The organism is Pseudomonas baltica (assembly GCF_014235765.1).
Classification (GTDB): domain Bacteria; phylum Pseudomonadota; class Gammaproteobacteria; order Pseudomonadales; family Pseudomonadaceae; genus Aquipseudomonas; species Aquipseudomonas baltica.
Genome location: NZ_JACMYH010000007.1, coordinates 103,039 through 124,888 on the forward strand (window position 1 = coordinate 103,039; position 21,850 = coordinate 124,888).

General features: G+C 63.0%; 16 protein-coding genes and 2 tRNA genes. 6 read left to right on the top strand and 12 right to left on the bottom strand.

The features are described 5' to 3' along the window. Positions 1 to 171 precede the first annotated feature (171 nt). Entirely contained in the window at positions 172 to 1,371 is a 1,200-nt protein-coding gene (pncB, locus tag H7993_RS18795) for a nicotinate phosphoribosyltransferase (RefSeq protein WP_185795302.1), read from the top strand. A 132-nt stretch (positions 1,372 to 1,503) separates the two neighbouring features. Here pncB and azu read toward each other — a convergent pair whose 3' ends face one another. From azu to H7993_RS18815, 4 genes are all read right to left on the bottom strand, one after another. Then, a complete protein-coding gene (azu, locus tag H7993_RS18800; RefSeq protein ID WP_122480353.1) occupies positions 1,504 to 1,953 on the bottom strand; it encodes an azurin in 450 nt (149 codons plus the stop codon). Positions 1,954 to 2,058: 105 nt separating this feature from the next. Next, positions 2,059 to 2,949, bottom strand: a complete 891-nt coding sequence (locus H7993_RS18805) for a transglutaminase family protein (protein ID WP_185795303.1) — start codon at positions 2,947 to 2,949, stop codon at positions 2,059 to 2,061. Beyond that, positions 2,949 to 5,435 (bottom strand): circularly permuted type 2 ATP-grasp protein, encoded by a 2,487-nt coding sequence (locus H7993_RS18810; protein WP_122480355.1) that lies wholly within the window; start codon positions 5,433 to 5,435, stop codon positions 2,949 to 2,951. Before H7993_RS18810 ends, H7993_RS18805 begins: the two co-directional genes overlap by 1 nt. Before the next feature lie 72 nt (positions 5,436 to 5,507). After that, positions 5,508 to 7,892 carry a transglutaminase family protein gene (locus tag H7993_RS18815; RefSeq protein ID WP_185795304.1) on the bottom strand — a complete coding sequence of 795 codons (2,385 nt, stop codon included), beginning with the start codon at positions 7,890 to 7,892 and terminating at the stop codon, positions 5,508 to 5,510. 228 nt (positions 7,893 to 8,120) lie between these two features. On the opposite strand from H7993_RS18815, the gene H7993_RS18820 reads away from it, so the two are divergent. Beyond that, positions 8,121 to 8,357 carry a hypothetical protein gene (locus H7993_RS18820; RefSeq protein ID WP_185795305.1) on the top strand — a complete coding sequence of 79 codons (237 nt, stop codon included), beginning with the start codon at positions 8,121 to 8,123 and terminating at the stop codon, positions 8,355 to 8,357. Positions 8,358 to 8,387: 30 nt separating this feature from the next. On the opposite strand, the gene H7993_RS18825 is transcribed toward H7993_RS18820, so the two are convergent. The 8 genes from H7993_RS18825 to rnr all read right to left on the bottom strand — a co-directional run bounded on the left by H7993_RS18825 (position 8,388) and on the right by rnr (position 18,165). Next, positions 8,388 to 10,691, bottom strand: a complete 2,304-nt coding sequence (locus tag H7993_RS18825) for a YgiQ family radical SAM protein (RefSeq protein WP_122480358.1) — start codon at positions 10,689 to 10,691, stop codon at positions 8,388 to 8,390. Between the two features lie 234 nt (positions 10,692 to 10,925). Next, positions 10,926 to 12,323: a replicative DNA helicase gene (dnaB, locus tag H7993_RS18830; RefSeq protein WP_122480359.1), complete on the bottom strand. Its 1,398-nt coding sequence runs from the start codon at positions 12,321 to 12,323 to the stop codon at positions 10,926 to 10,928. A gap of 114 nt (positions 12,324 to 12,437) precedes the next feature. Beyond that, complete coding sequence (rplI, locus tag H7993_RS18835) at positions 12,438 to 12,884, bottom strand: 50S ribosomal protein L9 (protein ID WP_122480360.1); 447 nt, start codon at positions 12,882 to 12,884, stop codon at positions 12,438 to 12,440. Between the two features lie 21 nt (positions 12,885 to 12,905). Next, complete coding sequence (locus tag H7993_RS18840) at positions 12,906 to 13,802, bottom strand: YybS family protein (RefSeq protein WP_122480361.1); 897 nt, start codon at positions 13,800 to 13,802, stop codon at positions 12,906 to 12,908. Between the two features lie 38 nt (positions 13,803 to 13,840). Then, entirely contained in the window at positions 13,841 to 14,071 is a 231-nt protein-coding gene (rpsR, locus tag H7993_RS18845; protein WP_008368574.1) for a 30S ribosomal protein S18, read from the bottom strand. Positions 14,072 to 14,099: 28 nt separating this feature from the next. Continuing rightward, positions 14,100 to 14,525, bottom strand: coding sequence for a 30S ribosomal protein S6 (gene rpsF / locus H7993_RS18850; protein ID WP_122480362.1), 426 nt, complete (start codon positions 14,523 to 14,525; stop codon positions 14,100 to 14,102). 248 nt (positions 14,526 to 14,773) lie between these two features. Beyond that, positions 14,774 to 15,523 carry a 23S rRNA (guanosine(2251)-2'-O)-methyltransferase RlmB gene (rlmB, locus tag H7993_RS18855; protein WP_185795306.1) on the bottom strand — a complete coding sequence of 250 codons (750 nt, stop codon included), beginning with the start codon at positions 15,521 to 15,523 and terminating at the stop codon, positions 14,774 to 14,776. Further along, complete coding sequence (gene rnr / locus H7993_RS18860; protein ID WP_185795307.1) at positions 15,520 to 18,165, bottom strand: ribonuclease R; 2,646 nt, start codon at positions 18,163 to 18,165, stop codon at positions 15,520 to 15,522. The genes rlmB and rnr overlap by 4 nt, the downstream gene beginning before the upstream one ends. A gap of 226 nt (positions 18,166 to 18,391) precedes the next feature. On the opposite strand from rnr, the gene H7993_RS18865 reads away from it, so the two are divergent. The 4 genes from H7993_RS18865 to H7993_RS18880 all read left to right on the top strand — a co-directional run bounded on the left by H7993_RS18865 (position 18,392) and on the right by H7993_RS18880 (position 21,684). Then, positions 18,392 to 18,478: transfer RNA gene (locus H7993_RS18865), tRNA-Leu, on the top strand. Between the two features lie 186 nt (positions 18,479 to 18,664). After that, positions 18,665 to 18,751: transfer RNA gene (locus tag H7993_RS18870), tRNA-Leu, on the top strand. 366 nt (positions 18,752 to 19,117) lie between these two features. Beyond that, positions 19,118 to 20,134 (top strand): extracellular solute-binding protein, encoded by a 1,017-nt coding sequence (locus tag H7993_RS18875; protein WP_185795308.1) that lies wholly within the window; start codon positions 19,118 to 19,120, stop codon positions 20,132 to 20,134. Beyond that, complete coding sequence (locus H7993_RS18880) at positions 20,131 to 21,684, top strand: ABC transporter permease (protein ID WP_185795309.1); 1,554 nt, start codon at positions 20,131 to 20,133, stop codon at positions 21,682 to 21,684. Before H7993_RS18875 ends, H7993_RS18880 begins: the two co-directional genes overlap by 4 nt. Positions 21,685 to 21,850 lie beyond the last annotated feature (166 nt).

Consider the following 21,850-nt stretch of genomic DNA (forward strand, 5'->3'; position numbering starts at 1 on the left):
GCCGGGTGCAGGCCACTTCGCGTCTCTCTTCGCGGGCCTGCGCAAGGCACTGGCACGGGTCGCGCAGGGGAAGGCACGTCACATCCACCCGCACTCCAAAAAGCTGGCAGAATGTGCCCCTACTGTGCGCCACCGCCGTTCCAAATGAGGCACGCGGTTCTGGAGACCCTGATGAGCGAGAGCGTATTCGCCGATCGCATCGTGCAAAACCTGCTCGACACCGATCTTTACAAGTTGAGCATGATGCAGGCTGTACTGCACAACTACCCCAACGTAGATGTCGAGTGGGAGTTTCGTTGTCGCAACGGCGAAGACCTGCGGCCCTACCTGAACGACATTCGCGAACAGCTCGAGCAGCTCTCCGAATTGAGTCTGGGCCCGGACCAGCTGAGCTTTCTGGAAGGCATCAATTTCATGAAGCCCGACTTCCTGCGCTTCCTGGGCCTGTTTCGCTTCAACCTGCGCTACCTGAGCATCGGCATCGAGAACGACCAGCTGTTCATTCGCCTGCGCGGGCCGTGGCTGCATGTGATCCTGTTCGAAGTGCCACTGCTGGCCACGGTCAGCGAGGTACGCAATCGCATTCGCTATCCCGATGTGCTGCTCAGCCAGCCGCGGGAAAAACTCTATCGCAAGTTCGAATGGCTGCAGGCCAATGCCAGCAGCGAAGAGCTGGCCGAATTGCAGGTGGCCGACTTCGGCACTCGTCGACGCTTTTCCTACAAGGTGCAGGAGGAAGTGGTCACAGTGCTCAAGCACGAGTTTCCGGGGCGCTTCGTCGGCACCAGCAACATGCACCTGGCCCGTCAGCTGGATCTCAAGCCGCTGGGCACCATGGCCCATGAGTGGATCATGGCTCACCAGCAACTGGGGCCGCGCTTGATCGACAGCCAGATCGCCGCACTCGATTGCTGGGTGCGCGAGTACCGTGGCCTGCTTGGCATCGCGCTCACCGACTGCATCACCATGGATGCGTTTCTGGGGGATTTCGACCTGTACTTCGCCAAGCTCTTCGATGGCTTGCGCCACGACTCGGGTGACCCGGTGGTCTGGGCGGAAAAGGCCATCGCCCACTACCGCAAGCTGGGCATCGATCCGATGACCAAGACCCTGGTGTTTTCCGATGGGCTGGACCTGCCCAAGTCCCTGCAGATATTTCGCGCACTGCGCGGGCGCATCAATGTGAGCTTCGGCATCGGCACCAACCTGACCTGCGACATTCCAGGCGTGGAACCCATGAACATCGTGCTGAAGATGACCGACTGCAACGGCCAGCCGGTGGCGAAGATTTCCGACGAAGCCGCCAAGACCCAATGCCGCGACCCCAATTTCGTCGCCTACCTGCGCCACGTGTTCAAGGTGCCTACTTGAAGCCAGTACACGCAATGGCGGACGTCCTGTAGGAGCGGTCCGTGGCCGCGAAAAGGTCAACGCGGTGAATCAGGCATACCGCGTCGCCTGCTTCGCGGCCGATGACCGCTCCTACGTGGTCGAAGCGAACACTCAATCGACCAGGGTCACCGCCCCCTTCATCATGGCCAGGTGACCCGGGAACGAGCAGAAGAACAGGTACTTCTGGTCCGCCGACAGTTTCGACACGTCGAACGACACCGAATCCTTCTCCCCGGCGCCGATGACCTTGGTGTACGCAATCACGCGCTCGTCGCCTTTCTTCAGGTAGCTGTTGTCGATGCCGGCACTCATGCCGTCCATCGCGATGCCGCGGGCATCGTCTTCCTTGCTCAGGACCCAGTTGTGGCCCATGACTTCCTTGGGCAGGCTGCCGGAGTGGGTCAGATTGACCGTGAACGTCTTGCAGCTCTTGCTGATCTCGATAGCCTTGCTGCCGAAGGTCATCTGGTCGGTCGAATCGACGGTGGTCGAGCACTCGGCCGCCAGCAACTGACCGCTGGCCAGGGCAAGCACCGATACCGCTACAGCTTTTGCAAACATGTGAGTCTCCAGGCAGGGGAAATGGCTACGGCGGCAATCATTTCACGATTGGCCGCAGGCTGCAGCACTCTGCCAGCAGTCAGACATTCGCTGTAAACATTCGGCTCAAACCATCGGCAGAACGGTCACGCGCACCTCGGGATCGTGCCCACCACCGCCCAGAATCACTCCGCGCAAGGGCGAAACGTCGCTGAAATCACGCCCCCATGCCAGGGTGATGTGTTCCAGCCCCGGTTGAACGTTGTTGGTGGGGTCGAAATCGACCCATCCCAGCACCGGGCAGAACACCGACACCCAGGCATGCGACGCATCCGCGCCGATCATTCGCGGCTGCCCTGGCGGTGGCTGGGTCAACAGGTAGCCGCTGACGTAGCGTGCCACCAAACCGCGCGAGCGCAGGCAGGCCAGCATCAGGTGGGCGAAGTCCTGGCAGACGCCCCGACGGTTCTCCAACACCTCGACCAGGGGCGTCGCCACCTGGGTCGCCATGGCATCGAACGTGAACTCGCTGAAGATCTTCTGCATCAAGGCCTGGGCACCCTGCAGCATCGGCCTGCCGGACGGAAAGCAACTGGCAGAAAACGCCACGAAACTTTTCTTCAGGCGCACGTAGGGGGATTCGAAGCGGTAGCGACAGGCTTGCAGCACCTGCGCGGCGACTGGCCGGCCGCTATAGCACAGGGCATCGCGGGTCGACTCCCAGGCCGGCGACAGGGCAAGCACGACCGGCGCTCGTGGCAGCACCTCGACATGCAGGCGCGCGCCAACCTTGAGTTCATCGTGGGGGCGCTCGAACGCCAGCCGCGTCAGCGGATTGCCGAACACATCGAGCTCATCGGTACGCCGGGTCGGTTCGGGGCTGATCTGAAGTGAGTGCTCATGGCACACCTGCCAGGCGCAAGGCCTCGGCCACAGGTGAGCCAGCTGCTTGGCCAGCGACACTGGGCTGTCGTAGCAGTAACGGGTGTCGTGAACGATCTGGTAATGCGCACTCATCACACCGACACCGTTTGCTGGCTGACATCGTCGACATGGACGAAATGGCGCAACGCCAGGCGGTCCGATACCTGCACGCTGACACTGGCGATATCCTCCAGCAGGCTGCGCAGGCCGTCGAGCACGGCGCGCACGCTGGCTTCACCAAACAGCGCGTTTTCCAGGGTACCCAGATCGAAGCGCGCCACGCGCTCGATCAGTGGCTCCAGGGCGCGATCCACCGGCAGGTCGAATTCATCGCTCAGGCGGCGTACGGCCCGCGCCACCAGCTTGAGCTGGAACAACACGGCATGGGGGTTCTGGGCGTCGAGCAACAGCAGGTCCAGCACCGGAATCAACTGCGGCACGGCCAGGTAGCGTGAACGATAGGTGATGCTGCTGTTGCCCAACTCGAGCAGCCAATCCAGGCCGGCCTGTTCGTCCAGCGCATCGCTTGCCAGAAACGCCGACAAGCCATTGCTGAGAAACTGCAGGCGTTCGATGCGTCGCCCGATCATCAGAAAACGCCAGCCTTCATCGCGGGTCATGTCGTCGAGCGCAAAACCGGACAGTGCAGCCAGGTTCATCACCAGTCGATTGAGGAAGTCGAGCAGCTCGCCCAGGTCCGGCACGTCGACTTCGAGCACCAGTGACTCGCGCTGCAGTTCGCCCAACGCCTGCCAGTTCTCTCGCGACAGCTTGCCGCGCACCTGAAACGCCGCCCATTGCAGACGCTGCAGGTTGGCACGCAGGCTGAACGCCCAATCCTCACCGCGCAGGGCCATCAGCAGGCGCTCGCGCAGGTCGCCCTCTTCGGGCAACAGGTGCAGGCTCTCGGCCAGATCGACAGCGGCCTGCAGCGCCTGAGGATCGTCGCCGTCCAGATAGCGGCCGAGAATGATCCGCAGCAGTCGCGCGCTGCCGTCGCAACGCTCGCAGTAACGGCCGAACCAGAACAGGTTCTCCACCACCCGCGAAGGCAGGTAGGGGTCCATGCGCACCAGGTCATGGACCCCGATGGTTCGCTGCGCCCGCCACTGCTCACCGACCGGAGCGTGCTCGCCCAACACCCAGGTGTCCTTGCTGGCGCCGCCGTGCTGCATCGACACCACTTCGGCATCGGCGTCCGTGGCCACTCGGGTCAAGCCGCCGGGCAACACCCGGTAACCGTCGGCGGCGGCGACCGCAAACACGCGCATGCCGATCGCCCTGGGTTGCAGGTGGTTGCCGTGGCCATGCCACACCGGCGCCTGGGACAGCTGCGCCATTTCCTGGGCGACGTAGGCATAGGGCCGGGCCTGAATGCGTTCGGTCAGTGCCTGACGCTGGGCGGCGTCCAGATCCCGACCGAACACCGGGCCGAAGTTCTGCGACGGGAAGGCCGGCTTGATCACCAGCTCGTCCAGCCGCTCGAGGGCCTGGGCCAGCACCGGCGGCTCGCCGCACCACCAGGTGGCGATTGACGGCAGGATCAAGGTTTCGCCGAACAGATGCTCACAGATGCGCGGCAGAAAACCCAGCAGCCCGGGCGATTCGAGCACGCCGCTGCCCAAGGCATTGGCCACCATCACATTGCCCTGGCGCACGGCGTCGAGCAGGCCGGGCACGCCCAGGGCAGAGTCGGTGCGCAACTCCAGGGGGTCGCAGAAATCGTCGTCCAGGCGACGCATGATCGCGTGCACCCGGCGCAGACCGCTCAAGGTCTTCAGGTAGACGGTCGCCTCGCGCACGGTCAGGTCACTGCCCTCGACCAGCGGATAGCCGAGCTGACGTGCCAGGTACAGATGCTCGAAATAACTTTCGTTGAACCGCCCAGGCGTCAACAGCACCACCAGCGGCGCCTCGTTGGCGCTGGCGGCCAGTCGGCTCATGGTGTCCTGCACGGTGCGAAAAAAGCCGGCCATGTGCTCGACTTTCAAGTCGCGGTACAGCTCGGGAAAGGTCCGCAACAGGCCCATGCGGTTTTCCAGCGCATAGCCTGCGCCGGAGGGCGCCTGGGTCCGGTCGGCGGTGACCCACCAGCGTCCATCGGGCGTGCGCGCCAGGTCCGCCGCATACAGGTGCAGGAACGTGCCCTGCGGCGGCTGCATGCCCTGGCACGGCCACAGGTAGTTGTTGTGCCCGAAGATCAGCTCGGCGGGCAGCAGCCCTTGGGCAATCAGCGTTTGCGGGCCATAGATATCGGCCAGCACGGCGTTGAGCAAGCGTGCCCGCTGGGCGATACCCGCCGCGACCTGGCGCCATTCGTGGGCAGGAATGATGTGCGGCAGCAGGTCCAGTTCCCACGGCCGATCGGCCCCCTTGGGGTCGGCATAGACGTTGTAGGTGACGCCGTTTTCCTGGATCTGCCGTGTCAGCGACGCCTGGCGCTGCGACAACTGGCCTGGCGCACTGCGTTGCAGATGTTCGAACAGGCGCCGCCAGTGCGGGCGCACGCCGCCATCGGGTTCGAGCATTTCATGATAGGACCCGCCGGACAGCGAGTAACGATCGAGCAGGTCAGACATGGCGAAGCTCGGGGGCAGCGTTGAGAAGAACGATTATCGCAGCCTGCACGGTGCGCGGATACCGTCCATGGCTCACACCCCGCCTTGAGGAACGCGGCGCATGTCCAGGGTCATCGGCAAGTCATCGTCCACCTTGAGCGCTGGCAGTACCAGCCTGCCGGGGCTGTGGCCGATCCGAAAGAACCGCGCCAGACGCCGGCTTTCGGCTTCGTTGGCATTCACCGGTGGGCTGTCGTAGCTGCGCCCGCCGGGGTGCACCGCATGGTACTGGCACCCACCCAGCGAGCGCTGCGTCCAGGTGTCGACGATGTCGAAGGTCAGCGGCACATGCGCCTGGCCGGCGACGTCATCGCCGTGATCGGCCTGCCAGGCACGGTAGCGCACTCCCGCAACGAACTCGCCGGCACGACCGGTAGCGGTCAGCGGCAGGGGCTGGCCATTGACAGCCAGCCGGTAACGATCGGCCAGCAACCCATTGACGCGCACCTGCAGGCGTTCCAGCGATGCGTCCGGCGACTGCGGCGCCCCACTGGCACTGCCTCGTCCGGGGCCAGGCTCCAGGGCATGGCGCAGCTCCACGGCAATCCCCTCTACAACGCAGTCGCCCATCGTGGGGAAGCGAAACGCCCGTTGTGCGGCAAACCATCCGGCATCCACGGCATAACCGTGTGCATTCAGATCGTCGATCACCTCGGCGAAATCGCGCTCGATGTAGTACGGCAGCATGAAGCGGTCGTGCAGCTGTGTACCCCAGCGGGTCAGCCTGGCCGGTGCGTAGGGCTTGCGCCAGAAGCGCGCCACCAGGCTGCGCAGCAACAGTTGCAGAGCCAGGTTCATGCGCCCATGGGGTGGCATTTCCAGGCCCTGCAGGCGCAGCAGCCCCGCGCGCTCTCCTGGTCCGTCACCGTCCAGACGGGCAATGCAGAACTGCGCGCCGGCAGGGTTACCGGTCATATCCACCAACAGATGGCGCAGCACACGGTCGATCAGCCCTGTTGGGCACGGCACGCCGGGAACGGGCAATTGCGCCAGAGCGATCTCGAGTTCGTACAACGCATCGCCGCGCGTTTCGTCGACCCGCGGGGTCGGCCAGGCCGTGCCACTGAACAGATACGACAGCGCCGGATGATCATGCCAATAGCCGATCAGACTGCGCAGCAGGTCGGGCCGGCGCAGAAACGGCGAATCCGCCGCCGTCGTCCCACCCAGCAGCAACGGATTACCCGCGCCGGTGCCGGTCTGCCGACCGTCGATCATGAATCGCTGGGCCTCCAGGCGACCCTGCCGGGCCTGCTCGTACAGCTCATCCACACCCTGGACCGACTGCGCCCAGCTTGTGGATGGCGGCACGTCGACCTTGAACACGCCTGGCATCGACGTAGCCTTGAAACCACTGGCAGGTGCGTCGCTTCGAGCTTCCCACGTTGCGGCATCGGCGCCATCCATGGCCACGAAGGTCGGCTCGCTGCCGATGCACAGGCGCACGTCCTCTGCGCGCAGATCGGCATCGACCCGCTGCCCCAGGGCCAGCATGTCCGCCCATTGCTCTTCGCTCAACGGCCAGGTGACGCGTGGCGTCTGCCAGATACGCTGCACCGACATCCGGTGGGAAAACGTCACCTCACAGGGCTCCACCCGGCCACTGATCGGCGCCGCCGAAGAAGGTTCGGGACTGCACGCCAGGGGAATGTGGCCCTCCCCGGCAAACAGCCCGGACGTGGCGTCCAGACCAATCCAGCCAGCGCCCGGCAAATACACCTCGCACCAGGCATGCAGGTCGGTGAAATCGACATCGGTACCGGACGGACCGTCGAGGGCCTGCTCGTCGGCGACCAATTGGATCAGGTAGCCGGAGACGAAGCGCGCGGCAATCCCCAGTCGGCGCATCAGCTGCACCAGCAGCCAGGCTGAATCGCGGCACGAACCGGCACCGGTGAGCAGCGTGTGCTCGGGCGTCTGCACGCCCGGCTCCATGCGCAGCAGGTAGCGAATGTCCTGGCTGAGTTGCTGGTTCAGCCTGACCAGGAAATCGATACTGGGGATCGGCGTACGGTCGATGCCGTCCAGGTACGCTTGAAACCTGGGCGTCAGGGCCAGTGTTTCCAGGTAGGGGGCCAGCTCATGCTGCTCTTCGTCGGTGTATGCGAAGGGAATCTGCTGCGCATGCGGTTCGAGAAAGAAATCGAAGGGATTGAACACCGCGATCTCGGCAACCAGGTCCACTTCGATGCGCAGCTCGGTGGCCTTCTCCGGAAACACCAGGCGGGCCAGGTAGTTGCCCTGCGGGTCCTGCTGCCAATTGATGAAGTGCTGCGCTGGCGACACTTTCAAGGCATAGGAAAGCACCCGCGTGCGGCTGTGCGGCGCGGGGCGCAGGCGCACCACTTGAGGGCCGACATCGACGGCGCGGTCGTAGCGATAATGGGTGACATGGTTCAGTGCGACATGAATCGACACGGCGTGCCTCCTGCGAGCCTGGAAGGTAAGTGCACGGCGCAAGACTTATGCCATGTGGAGGGTTCAGCCACTGCACTGCGAAGCGGGACATCCGATCGAACGGTTGCCCTCGTTCGGCGTGTGCCAGCGTCGCATACATTGGGCGCATCGTGGTGCGATAAACCTGTATTGCCCAGGCAGGAGGCGCTCACCTTACTGTGGGCGCTCATTCAATCAGGAGATATCCCCATGCCAACCGACCAAGACACCGCTGCGCAAGCCCTGCTCACCGCGCAGCCTTCAAGACAGCGCAAGACGTCGTTGCGCCCCACCCAGGCACTGATCGACGCCATCCGCAGTGCGACCAGAGACGGAGTGCTGGACACGACCGACAACCCAGCCCACGACGCCATCGCCGCACGCCCACCGCGACGAGCGCAGCCGAAGTCGACCGACACCGTGCCTGACGGTCACACCGAGCCGTAAGCCATCGCGCTCACGGCAGCGCAACGTGCATCAGCGCGGCAGGACAGGCTGGCGAGTCGGCTTGCCCTTGCCCTTGCCGGGCTTGGCAGCCTGCTGGCGATCCTTGGCGGCCTGCTTGCTGCGCGCCTCGGCGGCAGCCTTGGCCTGCTCGCGCTTGTCCCACGGCTTGGAACCGTCGCTGGCACGCGGCGGCAACCCGGTGTGCTGGGTCAGGATGCGGGTTTCCTTGGCTACCTTGTGGCTGCCGGCCGGGGTGGAATTCTTGCGTCGCGCACTCTGATAGGTGTCGGTAGCCGGCTGATGCAACGGAATCAGCTGGTTTTTCCCCGGACCGATCAGGTCGGCACGGCCCATGCGTTCCAGTGCCTCGCGCAGCATCGGCCAGCCCTTGGGGTCGTGATAGCGCAGGAATGCCTTGTGCAGGCGACGCTGTTCCTCGCTCTTGACGATGGTCAGGTTGTCGCTCTTGTAGGTGACCTTGCGCAGCGGGTTCTTGCCCGAGTGGTACATCGCGGTGGCCGAAGCCATCGGCGAGGGGTAGAACGCCTGCACCTGGTCGGCACGGAAACCGTTGCCCTTGAGCCACAGCGCCAGGTTCATCATGTCTTCATCGGTGGTGCCGGGGTGGGCGGCGATGAAGTACGGGATCAGGTACTGCTCCTTGCCCGCTTCTTTCGAGAATTTCTCGAACATGCGCTTGAATTTGTCGTACGAGCCGATACCCGGCTTCATCATCTGATTCAGCGGACCTTCCTCGGTATGCTCCGGGGCGATCTTGAGGTAGCCGCCGACGTGGTGCGTCACCAGCTCCTTGACGTACTCGGGGGACTCCACCGCCAGGTCGTAGCGCAGGCCCGAGGCAATGAGGATCTTCTTCACGCCCGGCAGTGCCCGCGCGCTGCGATACAGCTGGATCAGCGAAGAGTGGTCGGTGTTAAGGTTCGGGCAGATCCCCGGGAACACGCACGACGGCTTGCGGCACGCGGATTCGATTTCCGGGCTCTTGCAGGCGATGCGGTACATGTTCGCGGTCGGGCCGCCGAGGTCGGAGATCACTCCGGTAAAACCTGGCACCTTGTCGCGGATCTCTTCGATCTCGCGAATGATCGACTCTTCGGAACGGTTCTGGATGATCCGCCCCTCGTGCTCGGTGATCGAGCAGAAGGTGCAGCCACCGAAACAGCCGCGCATGATGTTCACCGAGAAGCGAATCATGTCGTAGGCCGGGATTTTCTGGTTGCCGTACGCCGGGTGCGGAACCCGGGCATAGGGCATGCCGAACACGTAGTCCATTTCCTCGGTGGTCATGGGAATGGGCGGCGGGTTGAACCACACGTCCACTTCGCCATGCCGCTGCACCAAGGCACGGGCATTGCCTGGGTTGGTTTCCAGGTGCAGCACGCGGTTGGCGTGGGCGTACAGCACGGCATCGCCGCGCACCTTCTCGAAGGAAGGCAGGCGAATCACCGTCTTGTCCCGCGTCATCCGCGGGCTGGCCAGGATCTGCACCACCTTGGCTTCGTTCGGGTCTTCGACGTTGCCCTTCTCCTGCTCGATGGCGCAGGCCTGGGTGTCCTGAGTGTTCACGTACGGGTTGATGATCTTGTCGACCTTGCCCGGCCGGTCGATACGGGTCGAGTCGACCTCGTACCAGTCCTTGGGCGTATCGCGGCGAATGAACGCGGTGCCGCGAATGTCGGTGATCTCTTCGACCTTCTGACCGTACGACAGGCGCTGGGCCACTTCGACGATGGCGCGCTCGGCGTTGCCGTACAGCAGGATATCGGCGCAGGCGTCGATCAGGATCGAATGACGAACCTTGTCCTGCCAGTAGTCGTAGTGCGCGATGCGGCGCAGCGATGCTTCGATGCCGCCCAGCACGATCGGCACATGCTTGTAGGCTTCCTTGCATCGCTGGCTGTACACCAGGCTGGCGCGGTCTGGCCGCGAGCCGGCCTGGCCGCCGGGCGTGTAGGCGTCGTCGGAACGCACCTTCTTGTCGGCGGTGTAGCGGTTGATCATCGAATCCATGTTGCCGGCCGCGACACCGAAGAACAGGTTAGGCTCACCCAGCTTCATGAAGTCGTCCTTGGACTGCCAGTTCGGCTGGGCAATGATGCCCACGCGAAACCCCTGGGCTTCCAACAGCCGGCCGATGATGGCCATTCCGAACGACGGATGGTCGACATAGGCATCACCGGTGACGATGATGATGTCGCAGGAATCCCAGCCAAGCTGATCCATCTCCTCCCTGCTCATGGGCAGGAAAGGCGCTGGGCCGAAGCATTCGGCCCAGTATTTGGGATAGTCAAAAAGCGGCTTGGCTGCTTGCATGTCGATGACCGTATGAAAAATCGCGGGCGCGGAATATAGCACAAAAAATAACCAATTCCGATGGCTTTAGTCGGAAATGGCTGGCGAATTTTCCGCCGACAGAGCTCGTTGAACCTGGATCCCTGCTGTAGGAGCGGTCAGCGGCCGCGAAAGCCCCAACGCGGTGTACCTGACCCAACCGCACCGCTCATTCGCGGCCATGGACCGCTCCAACGGGAAATCCGAACAGCGCATTTACTCGTCGTCGTCGAAGTTGTAGCTGCCCGGAGCGAGGTTCTCGAAGCGGGTGTACTTGCCGATGAAGGCCAGGCGGATGAAACCGATCGGACCGTTACGCTGCTTGCCGATGATGATCTCGGCAATGCCCTTGTGCTCGGTGTCCGGGTGATACACCTCGTCGCGATAGACGAACATGATCACGTCGGCATCCTGCTCGATGGCGCCGGACTCTCGCAGGTCGGAGTTCACCGGGCGCTTGTTCGGGCGTTGCTCGAGCGAGCGGTTGAGCTGCGACAGCGCCACCACCGGGCAATTGAACTCCTTGGCCAGCGCCTTCAGCGAGCGAGAGATCTCGGAGATCTCGTTGGTACGGTTGTCGCCGCTGGAACCGGGGATCTGCATCAACTGCAGGTAGTCGATCATGATCAGGCCGATCTCGCCGTGCTCGCGCACCAGGCGACGCGTACGCGCACGCATCTCCGACGGACTGATTCCGGCCGTATCGTCGATGAACAGCTTGCGATCGTTGAGCAGGTTGACCGCCGAGGTCAGGCGCGGCCAATCGTCGTCGTCCAGCCGACCCGAGCGCACCTTGGTCTGATCGATACGTCCCAGCGAGGAAAGCATACGCATGATCAGCGAATCGCCTGGCATCTCCAGCGAGTACACCAGCACGGCTTTCTCGCTGCGCAGTACGGCGTTTTCCACCAGGTTCATGGCAAAGGTGGTCTTGCCCATGGACGGACGGCCGGCGACGATGATCAGGTCGGCCGGCTGCAGGCCGCTGGTCTTCTCGTCCAGATCGGTGTAGCCGGTGGACAGGCCGGTGATGGCCGCATCGGTATTGAACAGGGTGTCGATGCGATCGATGGCCTTGGTCAGCAGGTCGTTGACACTGACCGGGCCACCGGTCTTGGGCCGCGCCTCGGCGATCTGGAAAATCTGCCGTTCGGCCTCGTCGAGAATCTCGGCAGCATTGCGCCCCTGCGGATTGAACGCACTGTCGGCGATCTCGCTGCTGATGCTGATCAACTGGCGCAGGGTGGCACGCTCGCGAACGATCTGCGCGTAGGCCTTGATGTTGGCCACCGACGGGGTGTTCTTCGCCAGCTCGCCCAGGTAACCCAGGCCACCGACCTGAGTGCCCTGGCCTTCCTTGTCGAGCTGTTCGTGCAGGGTGACCACGTCGAAAGGCGTGTTCTGATCGGCCAGCTTGGCGATGGCGCGGAAGATCAGCCGGTGGTCATGACGATAGAAATCGCCGTCCGAAACCTGATCGAGCACACGTTCCCAGGCGTTGTTGTCCAGCATCAACCCACCGAGCACGGCCTGTTCGGCCTCGACGGAATGCGGCGGCACCTTGAGGGCAGCGGTTTGCAGATCATATTGCTCGGGAGCGGATATCTCGTTCATGGCCACTTGAAATTCGGGTTGCAGAAAACAGCTTCTTCACAAAAACAAAAGGCACGACCTGTGAACAGGTCGTGCCCGATGTTAAACCGCCTGGCACCAGAGGTGCCAGCCGACTTATGCAGCTACTACGACAACGCGTACGGTAGCTTCAACGTCGCTGTGCAGGTGCACGGCTACGTCGTATTCGCCAACGTTACGGATGGTGCCGTTCGGCAGACGCACTTCAGACTTGGCCACTTCGACGCCGGAGGCGGTCAGGGCGTCAGCGATGTCGTGGGTGCCGATCGAACCGAACAGCTTGCCTTCGTCGCCAGCGGTGGCAGTGATGGTCACTTCCAGCTCGGCCAGTTGGGCAGCACGCGTTTCGGCCGAAGCCTTCTTGTCGGCAGCTGCTTTTTCCAGCTCGGCGCGACGCTCTTCGAACGCAGCCAGGTTGGCAGCGGTCGCAGCGGTAGCCTTGCCGAATGGCAGCAGGAAGTTACGACCGTAGCCGGCCTTAACATTTACCTTATCGCCCAGGTTGCCCAGGTTGGCGACTTTTTCCAGCAGGATCAGTTCCATTTGGTATAAACCTCTTAACTTTTAACCTTCACCGTTCGCGGAATCGCTATCGGTGCCTTTCGGCCCGATTCGACCGCGAAAATCAATCAGGCTGTCGACAATGGCCAGGACCACGAGCAACGGATAGATCAGCTGCATAAACAGCACGAGCGTGACGTACATCCCCACGAGCCAGAACCTGCCCAGCTTGCCCGCCTTGACCAGCCCATGCATCAGGGCCAGCCCGGCGAACACCAGCGGTACGCTGCACAGCGGCGTCAACATGGCCATCTGAGGTCCGAAGTTCGGACCGATGAGCATGCACGCCAGCAGCAATACCGCCGGCCAGAGTGGAATGCGAATGGCGCGAAACTCGCTGCCAAAACCACCCGGGTTGTACAACGCCGCCTGCCAGTAACGCCCCAGCATCAGGGCTGCCACGCTGACGACTTGCAACAAGGCCGCTATCAGGCCATTGAGTACCGGCGCAATGAGGCTGCCAAGGCTGGCCCGCTCCTCTACCGACATCTGCTGGTAGAGACCACCGAGCATCTGCGGCAGGCGTTCGTTCAACGCCTGCGCCAACGCTTCGATGGGTTCGCGAAACACCACGCCCAACAACACTCCGTACACCAGCCCCAGCGCTATGCTGGCCAGCAGCACGCGATTCCAGGCCCACCCCGCGCGCAACAGCGCCGCGAGCCCCAGTGCGCCCAGCAACACCATCAAGGTGCGCGGTTCACCGAAGTACCACCAGGCCAAAGCCGGCAGCAGAGCCCAGATGAGGACGCCAATGGCGTCACTCATGCCGCGCCGCAGGTACACCAGGCACGCTGCGGCAGCACTCAACCAGAACAACAGCGGCAATGCCGCGCATCCGACCACTACCAGAGTGGCCTGCATGCGACCGCGCATGATGAAATCAGCCAGGGCACGCATGCGTATCTATCCTTTTACTGCGTATCGACAACCCGGTCTCAGCGGCCGTGGCTGTCGGTGTAGGCCAGCAGGGCCAGGAAGCGGGCGCGCTTGATAGCGACGGCCAGCTGACGCTGATAACGAGCCTTGGTACCGGTGATACGGCTTGGAACGATCTTGCCGGTTTCGGATACGTAGGCTTTCAGAGTGTTGAGATCCTTGTAATCGATCTCCTTCACATCTTCAGCGGTGAAGCGGCAAAATTTACGACGACGGAAGAAACGTGCCATGTAATGGGCTCCTCAAAAGGTCCGTGGATTACTCGTCAGCGTTATCGCTGGCGTCGCTGTTGTCGCTGTCATCGCCATCGGCGCTGTCAGAGTGCTCAGGACGGTCACGACGCTCACGGCGCTCGCTGCGGTTTTCTTCTGCCTTGAGCATCTCGGACTGGTCGGTGACGGCTTCGTCGCGACGGATGACAAGGTTACGGATCACGGCATCGTTGTAGCGGAAGTTGTCTTCCAGCTCGGCCAGGGCCTTGCCGGTGCACTCAACGTTCAGCATCACGTAGTGAGCCTTGTGAACGTTGTTGATGGCGTAGGCCAGTTGACGACGGCCCCAATCTTCCAGACGGTGGATCTTGCCGCCGTCTTCTTCGATCAGCTTGGTGTAACGCTCAACCATGCCGCCGACTTGCTCGCTCTGATCCGGGTGGACCAGAAAGATGATTTCGTAATGACGCATGAATGCTCCTTACGGGTTGTAGCCTGCCGCCAGAGCGGTCAGACAAGGAGTGAATGACACTGTGTGTCTTGCCTTGTGGCTTTTGGATAGAGGCGCACGAGTGCACCAGCCATCACGGCAAGGGGCGCAATTGTAGAGAAGGGGTTGGGGGGAAGCAAGGGGATTGGTGAATATTTGTACAGCGATGGCGGTGTCGCGACCAACCCCTTCGCGGGCAGAGGGCTCGCGGAGGGGTTGGCCCGGGCGGATCATTTCTTCTTGGCGTTACGCTGACGAACCGCTTCGAACAGACAGATCCCGGTCGCCACCGACACGTTCAGGCTGCTCACGCTGCCCGCCATCGGCAGCTTGACCAGGTAGTCGCAGTGCTCGCGCGTCAGGCGACGCATGCCCTTGCCTTCGGCGCCCATGATCAGGATGGTGGGCCCGGTCATGTCCTGCTGGTAGATCTCGTTTTCCGCCTCGCCGGCGGTACCCACGACCCACAGGCCACGCTGCTGGAGTTTTTCCAGGGTACGGGCCAGGTTGGTCACGGCCACCAGCGGAATCACTTCCGCTGCGCCACACGCCACCTTGCGCACGGCAGGAGTGAGGGTGGCCGATTTGTCCTTGGGCACGATCACCGCCAGCGCACCGGCCGCATCGGCGGTACGCAGGCAGGCACCCAGATTGTGCGGATCGGTCACGCCATCCAGAACCAGCAGCAACGGCGGGCCCTCGGTGCGATCCAGCAGCTCGTCGAGCATCGCCTCGCCCCACACCTGACTCGGGCTGACCTCCGCCACTACCCCTTGGTGCACGCCTTCGACCCAGGCATCCAGCTCACGCCGCTCGGCCTGGCCAACCGCCACACGATTCTGCGTGGCAAGCTCGACCAAGGTCTGTACCCGCGGCTCACTGCGCCCTTCGGACAGCCAGATCTGCTTGACCCGCTTGGGATGATGGCGCAACAGCGCCTCCACCGCGTGCACGCCGTAGATTTTTTCCAGCTGACTCATGACTTAGCCTTGGGTTTGCGGCTGCCCGATTTCGATGAACCCTTGCGGTGCTTGGTCGCCTTGGCATCGCCTCCGGCGCCCGTGCTGCCAGTACCGCCGTTGCGGCTGCCGGAAGCCTTGGCCGAGCCGCCCTTGGCTGCATCGGCAAGCAGGGCCTTCTTCATTTCACGGCTCTTGCGCACCTCGGCGTTCTGCGCGGCGGCATCGGATGCCCGATAGACCTCTTCGCTGTCGGCCTTGCGCGCCTTGCTCGGGGCAGCGCTGCGCTTGGCGGCAGCGGCGGCCGGCTTCTCGGCGGCGGTCTTTTCGACCGCCGGCGTGGTCGGATAGCTCTTGGGCTTGCCGGCCGGCGCGTCGGCCTTGCGGTTCTTGCGCCCGATCGGCTGGTTCAGCGTTGCTTCGCCGATACCGAAATCGATCTTGCGCTCGTCCAGGTCGACCCGCATGACCTGCACCTCGACCGTGTCGCCAAGGCGGAAATTGCGCCCGGTGCGCTCGCCGGCCAGACGATGGTGGATCGGGTCGAAATGGTAGTAGTCGCCCGGCAGCGCGGTGACGTGCACCAGGCCTTCGACGAAGATATCGGTCAGCTCGACGAACAGGCCGAAACCGGTCACGGCGGTGATCACGCCAGGGAAGGTTTCGCCCACGCGGTCCTTCATGAACTCGCACTTGAGCCAATTGACCACGTCACGAGTGGCTTCGTCGGCACGGCGCTCGCTCATCGAACACTCTTCGCCCAACTGTTCCAGCGCCGCTTCGTCGTACGGATAGATGCGCGCCTTGGGAATGGTCGGGGCACCGGCGCGCTTGACGTGCGGGGTGTCCTGCTTGGAGTGGATCACGCTGCGGATCGCCCGGTGCGTGAGCAGGTCGGGGTAGCGGCGGATCGGCGAGGTGAAGTGGGTGTACGCCTCGTAGTTCAGGCCGAAGTGACCATGGTTGTCGGCGCTGTACACCGCCTGGCTCAACGAACGCAGCATGACGGTCTGGATCACGTGGAAATCCGGGCGACCCTGGATGGCTTCCAGCAGTGCACGGTAATCCTTGGGCGACGGACCGTCCTTGCCCTTGTTCAGCGACAGGCCAAGCTCGCCGAGGAAAGCACGCAGCTTTTCCAGACGCTCCGGCGGCGGACCGTCGTGGACGCGATACAGCGCCGGGATTTCGTGTTTCTTGAGGAATTCGGCAGTGGCCACGTTGGCCGCCAGCATGCATTCCTCGATCAGCTTGTGGGCATCGTTGCGGATGGTCGGCTTGATCTCGGCGATCTTGCGCTCGGAACCGAAGACGATGCGCGTCTCCTGGGTTTCGAAGTCGATGGCACCACGCACGTGACGCGCCGACAGCAGCACCTTGTACAGGGCATACAGCTGCTTGAGATGCGGCAGCACATCGCCAAACTCGCCACGCAGGGCCTTGGCTTCGCTGCTGCGCGAATGCTCGAGCAGGGTACTGACCTTGTTGTAGGTCAGGCGCGCATGGGAGTGGATCACGGCTTCGTAGAAGCTGTAGTCGGTCATCTCGCCGGTCTTGGAGATGGTCATCTCGCAGACCATGGCCAAGCGGTCGACATGGGGGTTCAGCGAACACAGGCCGTTGGACAGCTGCTCGGGCAGCATCGGAATCACGCGCTCGGGGAAGTACACCGAGTTGCCACGTACCTGGGCTTCGGTATCGAGCGCCGAGCCAAGCTTCACGTAGCTGGACACGTCGGCAATGGCGACGTACAGGGTCCAGCCGCCGTTGAACAGGCGCAGCTTGCTCTTGGCTTCGCAATAGACGGCATCGTCGAAGTCGCGCGCGTCTTCGCCGTCGATGGTCACGAACGGCAGATGGCGCAGGTCGATGCGCTTCTCCTTGTCCTTGTCTTCCACCTGCGGCTTGAGCTTGGCGGCCTCCTTGAGCACGGCTTCGGGCCATACATGAGGAATGTCGTAGGTGCGCAGGGCGACGTCGATTTCCATGCCGGGCGCCATGTAGTTGCCCAGCACCTCGACGATGTCACCCTGAGGCTGGAAGCGCGCGGTTGGCCAGTGGGTGATCTTCACCCCGACGAACTGGCCGATCTTCGCGGCGCCGTGGCGACCGGGGGTGATCAGCACTTCCTGCTGCACCTTGGGGTTGTCCGGTGTCACGAAACCAATGCCGCCTTCTTCGAAGTAGCGGCCAACGATGGTTTCATGGGCACGCGACACCACTTCGACGATCACGCCTTCGCGACGACCGCGACGGTCGAGGCCGGAAACCCGTGCCAGGGCACGGTCGCCATCGAACACCAGACGCATCTGCGCCGGGCTCATGAAAAGATCGTCGCTGCCGTCGTCGGGGATCAGGAAGCCGAAGCCATCGCGGTGACCGCTGATGCGGCCGGCGATCAGGTCGAGCTTGTCGACCGGGGCATAGGTGCCGCGACGGGTGTAGATCAGTTGCGCATCGCGCTCCATGGCACGCAAGCGGCGGCGCAGGGCTTCCAGCTGGTCCTCGGTGGTGAGGCCGAACTCGTCCACCAGCTGCTCGCGGCTGGCGGGAGAGCCGCGCTCGTCGAGGTGCTTGAGGATCAGCTCACGGCTGGGAATGGGGTTTTCGTATTTTTCCGCTTCACGAGCGGCCTCGGGATCGAGGGTCTGCCAATCGGCCATTAGAGAGAATTCACCTTGTCTATATAGGCGTTAGTTTGGCATACGCGTATTGAAACGGGAAATTTCAGGCGCTGCCTGCCAGTTAAAAGCCCTGCCCCGAGGTCGAAAACAGTGTCCGGGACGCCACTGGGGAATTTTAGTCGATTTTTCTCGCCACAGGGGTTTACAGCGTAAAGAGCGCTCCGTATAGTGCGCGCCATCGACAACGCACAGCGTTGCAGATGCTGCCCAGATGGTGAAATTGGTAGACACGCCAGCTTCAGGTGCTGGTGACCTTACGGTCGTGGAAGTTCGAGTCTTCTTCTGGGCACCAATTCAGGACACGAGATTACATCAATCTTGTGCCACTCACAAAAGCCCGCGAAAGCGGGTTTTTGCGTTTCAGGGCTTTTTCAGGCAGTTGGATGTTTTGAATTAACAAAATCAAAACAGGGGTTTACAGATCAAAAGGGCGGTCGTATAGTGCGCCCCATCAACGGCGTGCAACGCTGCTGATGCTGCCCAGATGGTGAAATTGGTAGACACGCCAGCTTCAGGTGCTGGTGACCTTACGGTCGTGGAAGTTCGAGTCTTCTTCTGGGCACCAATTCTTCACAAGAACCCGCGAAAGCGGGTTTTTGCGTTTCCGGCACCCCAAAATCTCCCCACCATTCTCCCGTAGGAGCGGTCCGTGGCCGCGAAACAGGCGACGCGGTCTTCCTGACACACCCCGGGGCGCCTTTCGCGGCCGATGACCGCTCCTACGGTAGGTCTGCATACGCGCGCTCTCGTAGGAGCGGTCCGTGGCCGCGAAACAGGCGACGCGGTCCTCCTGACACACCCCAGGGCGCCCTTCCCGGCCGATGACCGCTCCCAGGGATAAGCCTTGCGTGGATCCGAAAGGCCACCTGAGAACCTATATCGTTTACAATTGTTTCAAGATTCCGCTGCCCTGCCGTAAGGAAGTTGCCCCATGCCCACACGAACCCTCCGGTCCCTTTTTCGCACCCTGGCCGCCTGCCTGCTGGGCACGGCACTCGCCGCCCCGTTGGCCTTGGCCGCCGACAAGGTCGAACTGACCCTCTACAATGGCCAGCACAAGGAAATAGGCGAAGCCATCGCGCAGGCCTACGAGGCCAAGACCGGGATTCATGTCAATGTCCGCAAGGGCAGCAGCAATCAATTGGCCAGCCAGGTAATGGAAGAAGGCCAGCGCTCTCCGGCGGATCTCATCTACACCGAAGAATCACCCCCTCTGAACAATCTGGGCGAGAAAGGCTTTCTGGCCAAAATCGACGGCAGCACCCTGAGCATGCTGCCGCCCGAATACGTCGCCAAGGACGGTTCGTGGATGGGCGTGACCGCTCGCGTACGGGTGGTGGCCTACAACCCGAAGCTGATCGACGAAAAAGACCTGCCTGAAACGGTGCTGGAGTTCGCCGAGCCGCAGTGGCAGGGCAAGGTCGGCTTCGTGCCCACCAGCGGAGCCTTCCAGGAGCAGGCCGTGGCCATCATCAAGCTGCACGGTCGCGAGGCCGCCGAGGAATGGCTGACCGGTCTGCGCGCCTTCGGCAAGACCTACACGAACAACATGGTCGCCCTCAAGGCGGTGGAGAACGGTGAAATCGCCACTGTTCTGGTAAACAACTACTACTGGTTCGCACTCCAGCGCGAGAAAGGCCAGCTCGACTCCAAACTGCATTACTTCAGCAATGGCGACGCCGGCGGCCTGATCACCATTTCTTCCGCTGCCGTTCTCAAGTCCAGCAAGCACCCGCGGGAAGCCCAGGCGCTGCTCGCCTACATGGCCAGCGAGGAAGGCCAGCGCGTCATCACCCAGACCACTGCCGAGTACCCACTGCACAAAGGCATGGTCTCGGACCGCGGCCTGAAGCCGTTCGACGAGCTGCAGGCACCGGCCATCACTCCGGCAGACATCGGCAATGCCGAGGACGCGCTGGACCTGGAACGGGACGTCGGCCTGAATTGACCACATCTCTCGTCGTGCCTGCGGGGCGGCGCAAGCGCCCCTCGATCTGGGTGCTCGTACCCGTCCTGCTGCTGGTCGGGCTAAGCCTGCTGCCCCTGCTCTACGTTGGCCTGAAGGCGTGGCAAGCGGGCCTCCACGAAGCCATCAGGCTGTTGTGGCGTCCTTACGTGCTGCGCTTGCTGGGCAACACCCTGATGTTGATGGCCGGGGTGACGGCGGCCTGCGTGGTCATCGGCGTGAGCCTGGCCTGGCTGCTCGAACGCAGCGACCTGGCCGGCCGACGTCTCTGGGGCGTGATCCTCTGCCTGCCGTTCGCGGTACCTGCCTTCGTCAGCGGCTTTACCTGGGTTTCGCTCAGCCCACGATTCGAAGGATTGGGCGGCGCGATTCTGGTGATGACCCTGTCGAAATACCCGCTGGTGTTTCTGCCGGTTGCCGCAACGCTGCGCAATCTGGACACCTCTCTGGAGGAATCGGCGCGCACGCTGGGGCAGAACCGCACGGGGGTGTTCTTCAAGGTCACGCTGCCGCTGCTGTGGCCGGCGGTGCTGGGCGGGGCGCTGCTGATCGCGCTGCACATGCTGGTGGAGTTCGGCGCCCTGTCGATCCTGGGGCTGCAGACCTTCACCACAGCGATCTATCAACAGTTCGAACTGGAATTCAGCAACACCAATGCGGCGATGCTGTCGGCACTGCTGCTGGTTCTGTGCCTATTGCTGCTGTGGCTGGAGCTGAAGGTGCGTGGCAACGCGCGTCACATTCGCACCGGCCAGGGCGCTGCCCGGCGTGCAACGCCGTTGCGGCTCGGCGCCTGGCGCGTGTTGGCGCAGTCGTATTGCCTGCTGCTGGTGATCGTGGGCAGCGGTGTGCCACTGGCCATGCTCGGCTATTGGCTGGTGAAGGGCTCGTCGGCGGCCTTTCCCGTGGCGGCCATCGGCGAGGCGCTGTTGACCTCGTTGGCATTGGCCCTGGGCGGCGCCGCGCTGTGCCTGGCGCTGGCATTGCCCGTGGGGCTGTTGGTGGTGCGCCACCGGGGCCGCCTGGCCATCTGGGCAGAACGCCTGCCCTATCTGCTGCATGCGCTACCGGGGCTGGTGATCGCCTTGACGCTGGTGTATTTCGCCCTGCACTACGTTCCGGCGATGTACCAGACCACAGGGCTACTGTTGCTGGCCTACGCGCTGCTGTTTCTGCCCCTGGCGCAGGCGCCGGTGCGTACTGCCCTGAACAAGGCCGCGCCTGCGCTCGAAGAAGCGGCACGTACCCTGGGCGCCACGCCGTTCACCGCATTCTGCCGGGTGACTCTCCCGATCATCTTCCCGGCAATGGCGGCGGCATTCGCGCTGGTGTTCCTCGATGGCATGAAAGAACTGACCGCCACGCTGGTGTTGGCCCCAACTGGCATGACGACGCTGGCAACCGAGGTGTGGTCGCACACCTCGAACATGGAATTCGCCGCCGCCGCGCCCTACGCGGCACTGCTGATCCTGATTTCCGGCGTCCCGGTGTACCTGCTCACCACCCGCATGTACCTGAACCGCACAGAGTGAAGCCACGCAATCCTGCAGGAGCGATCCGTGGCCGCGAAACGGGCACCGCGGTTCGTCAGCAAGAACCGCGGCGCGCCCTTCGCGGCCGATGACCGCTCCTACAATGAAGCCACGCAATCCTGTAGGAGCGGCCCGTGGCCGCGAAACGGGCGCCGCGGTTCGTCAG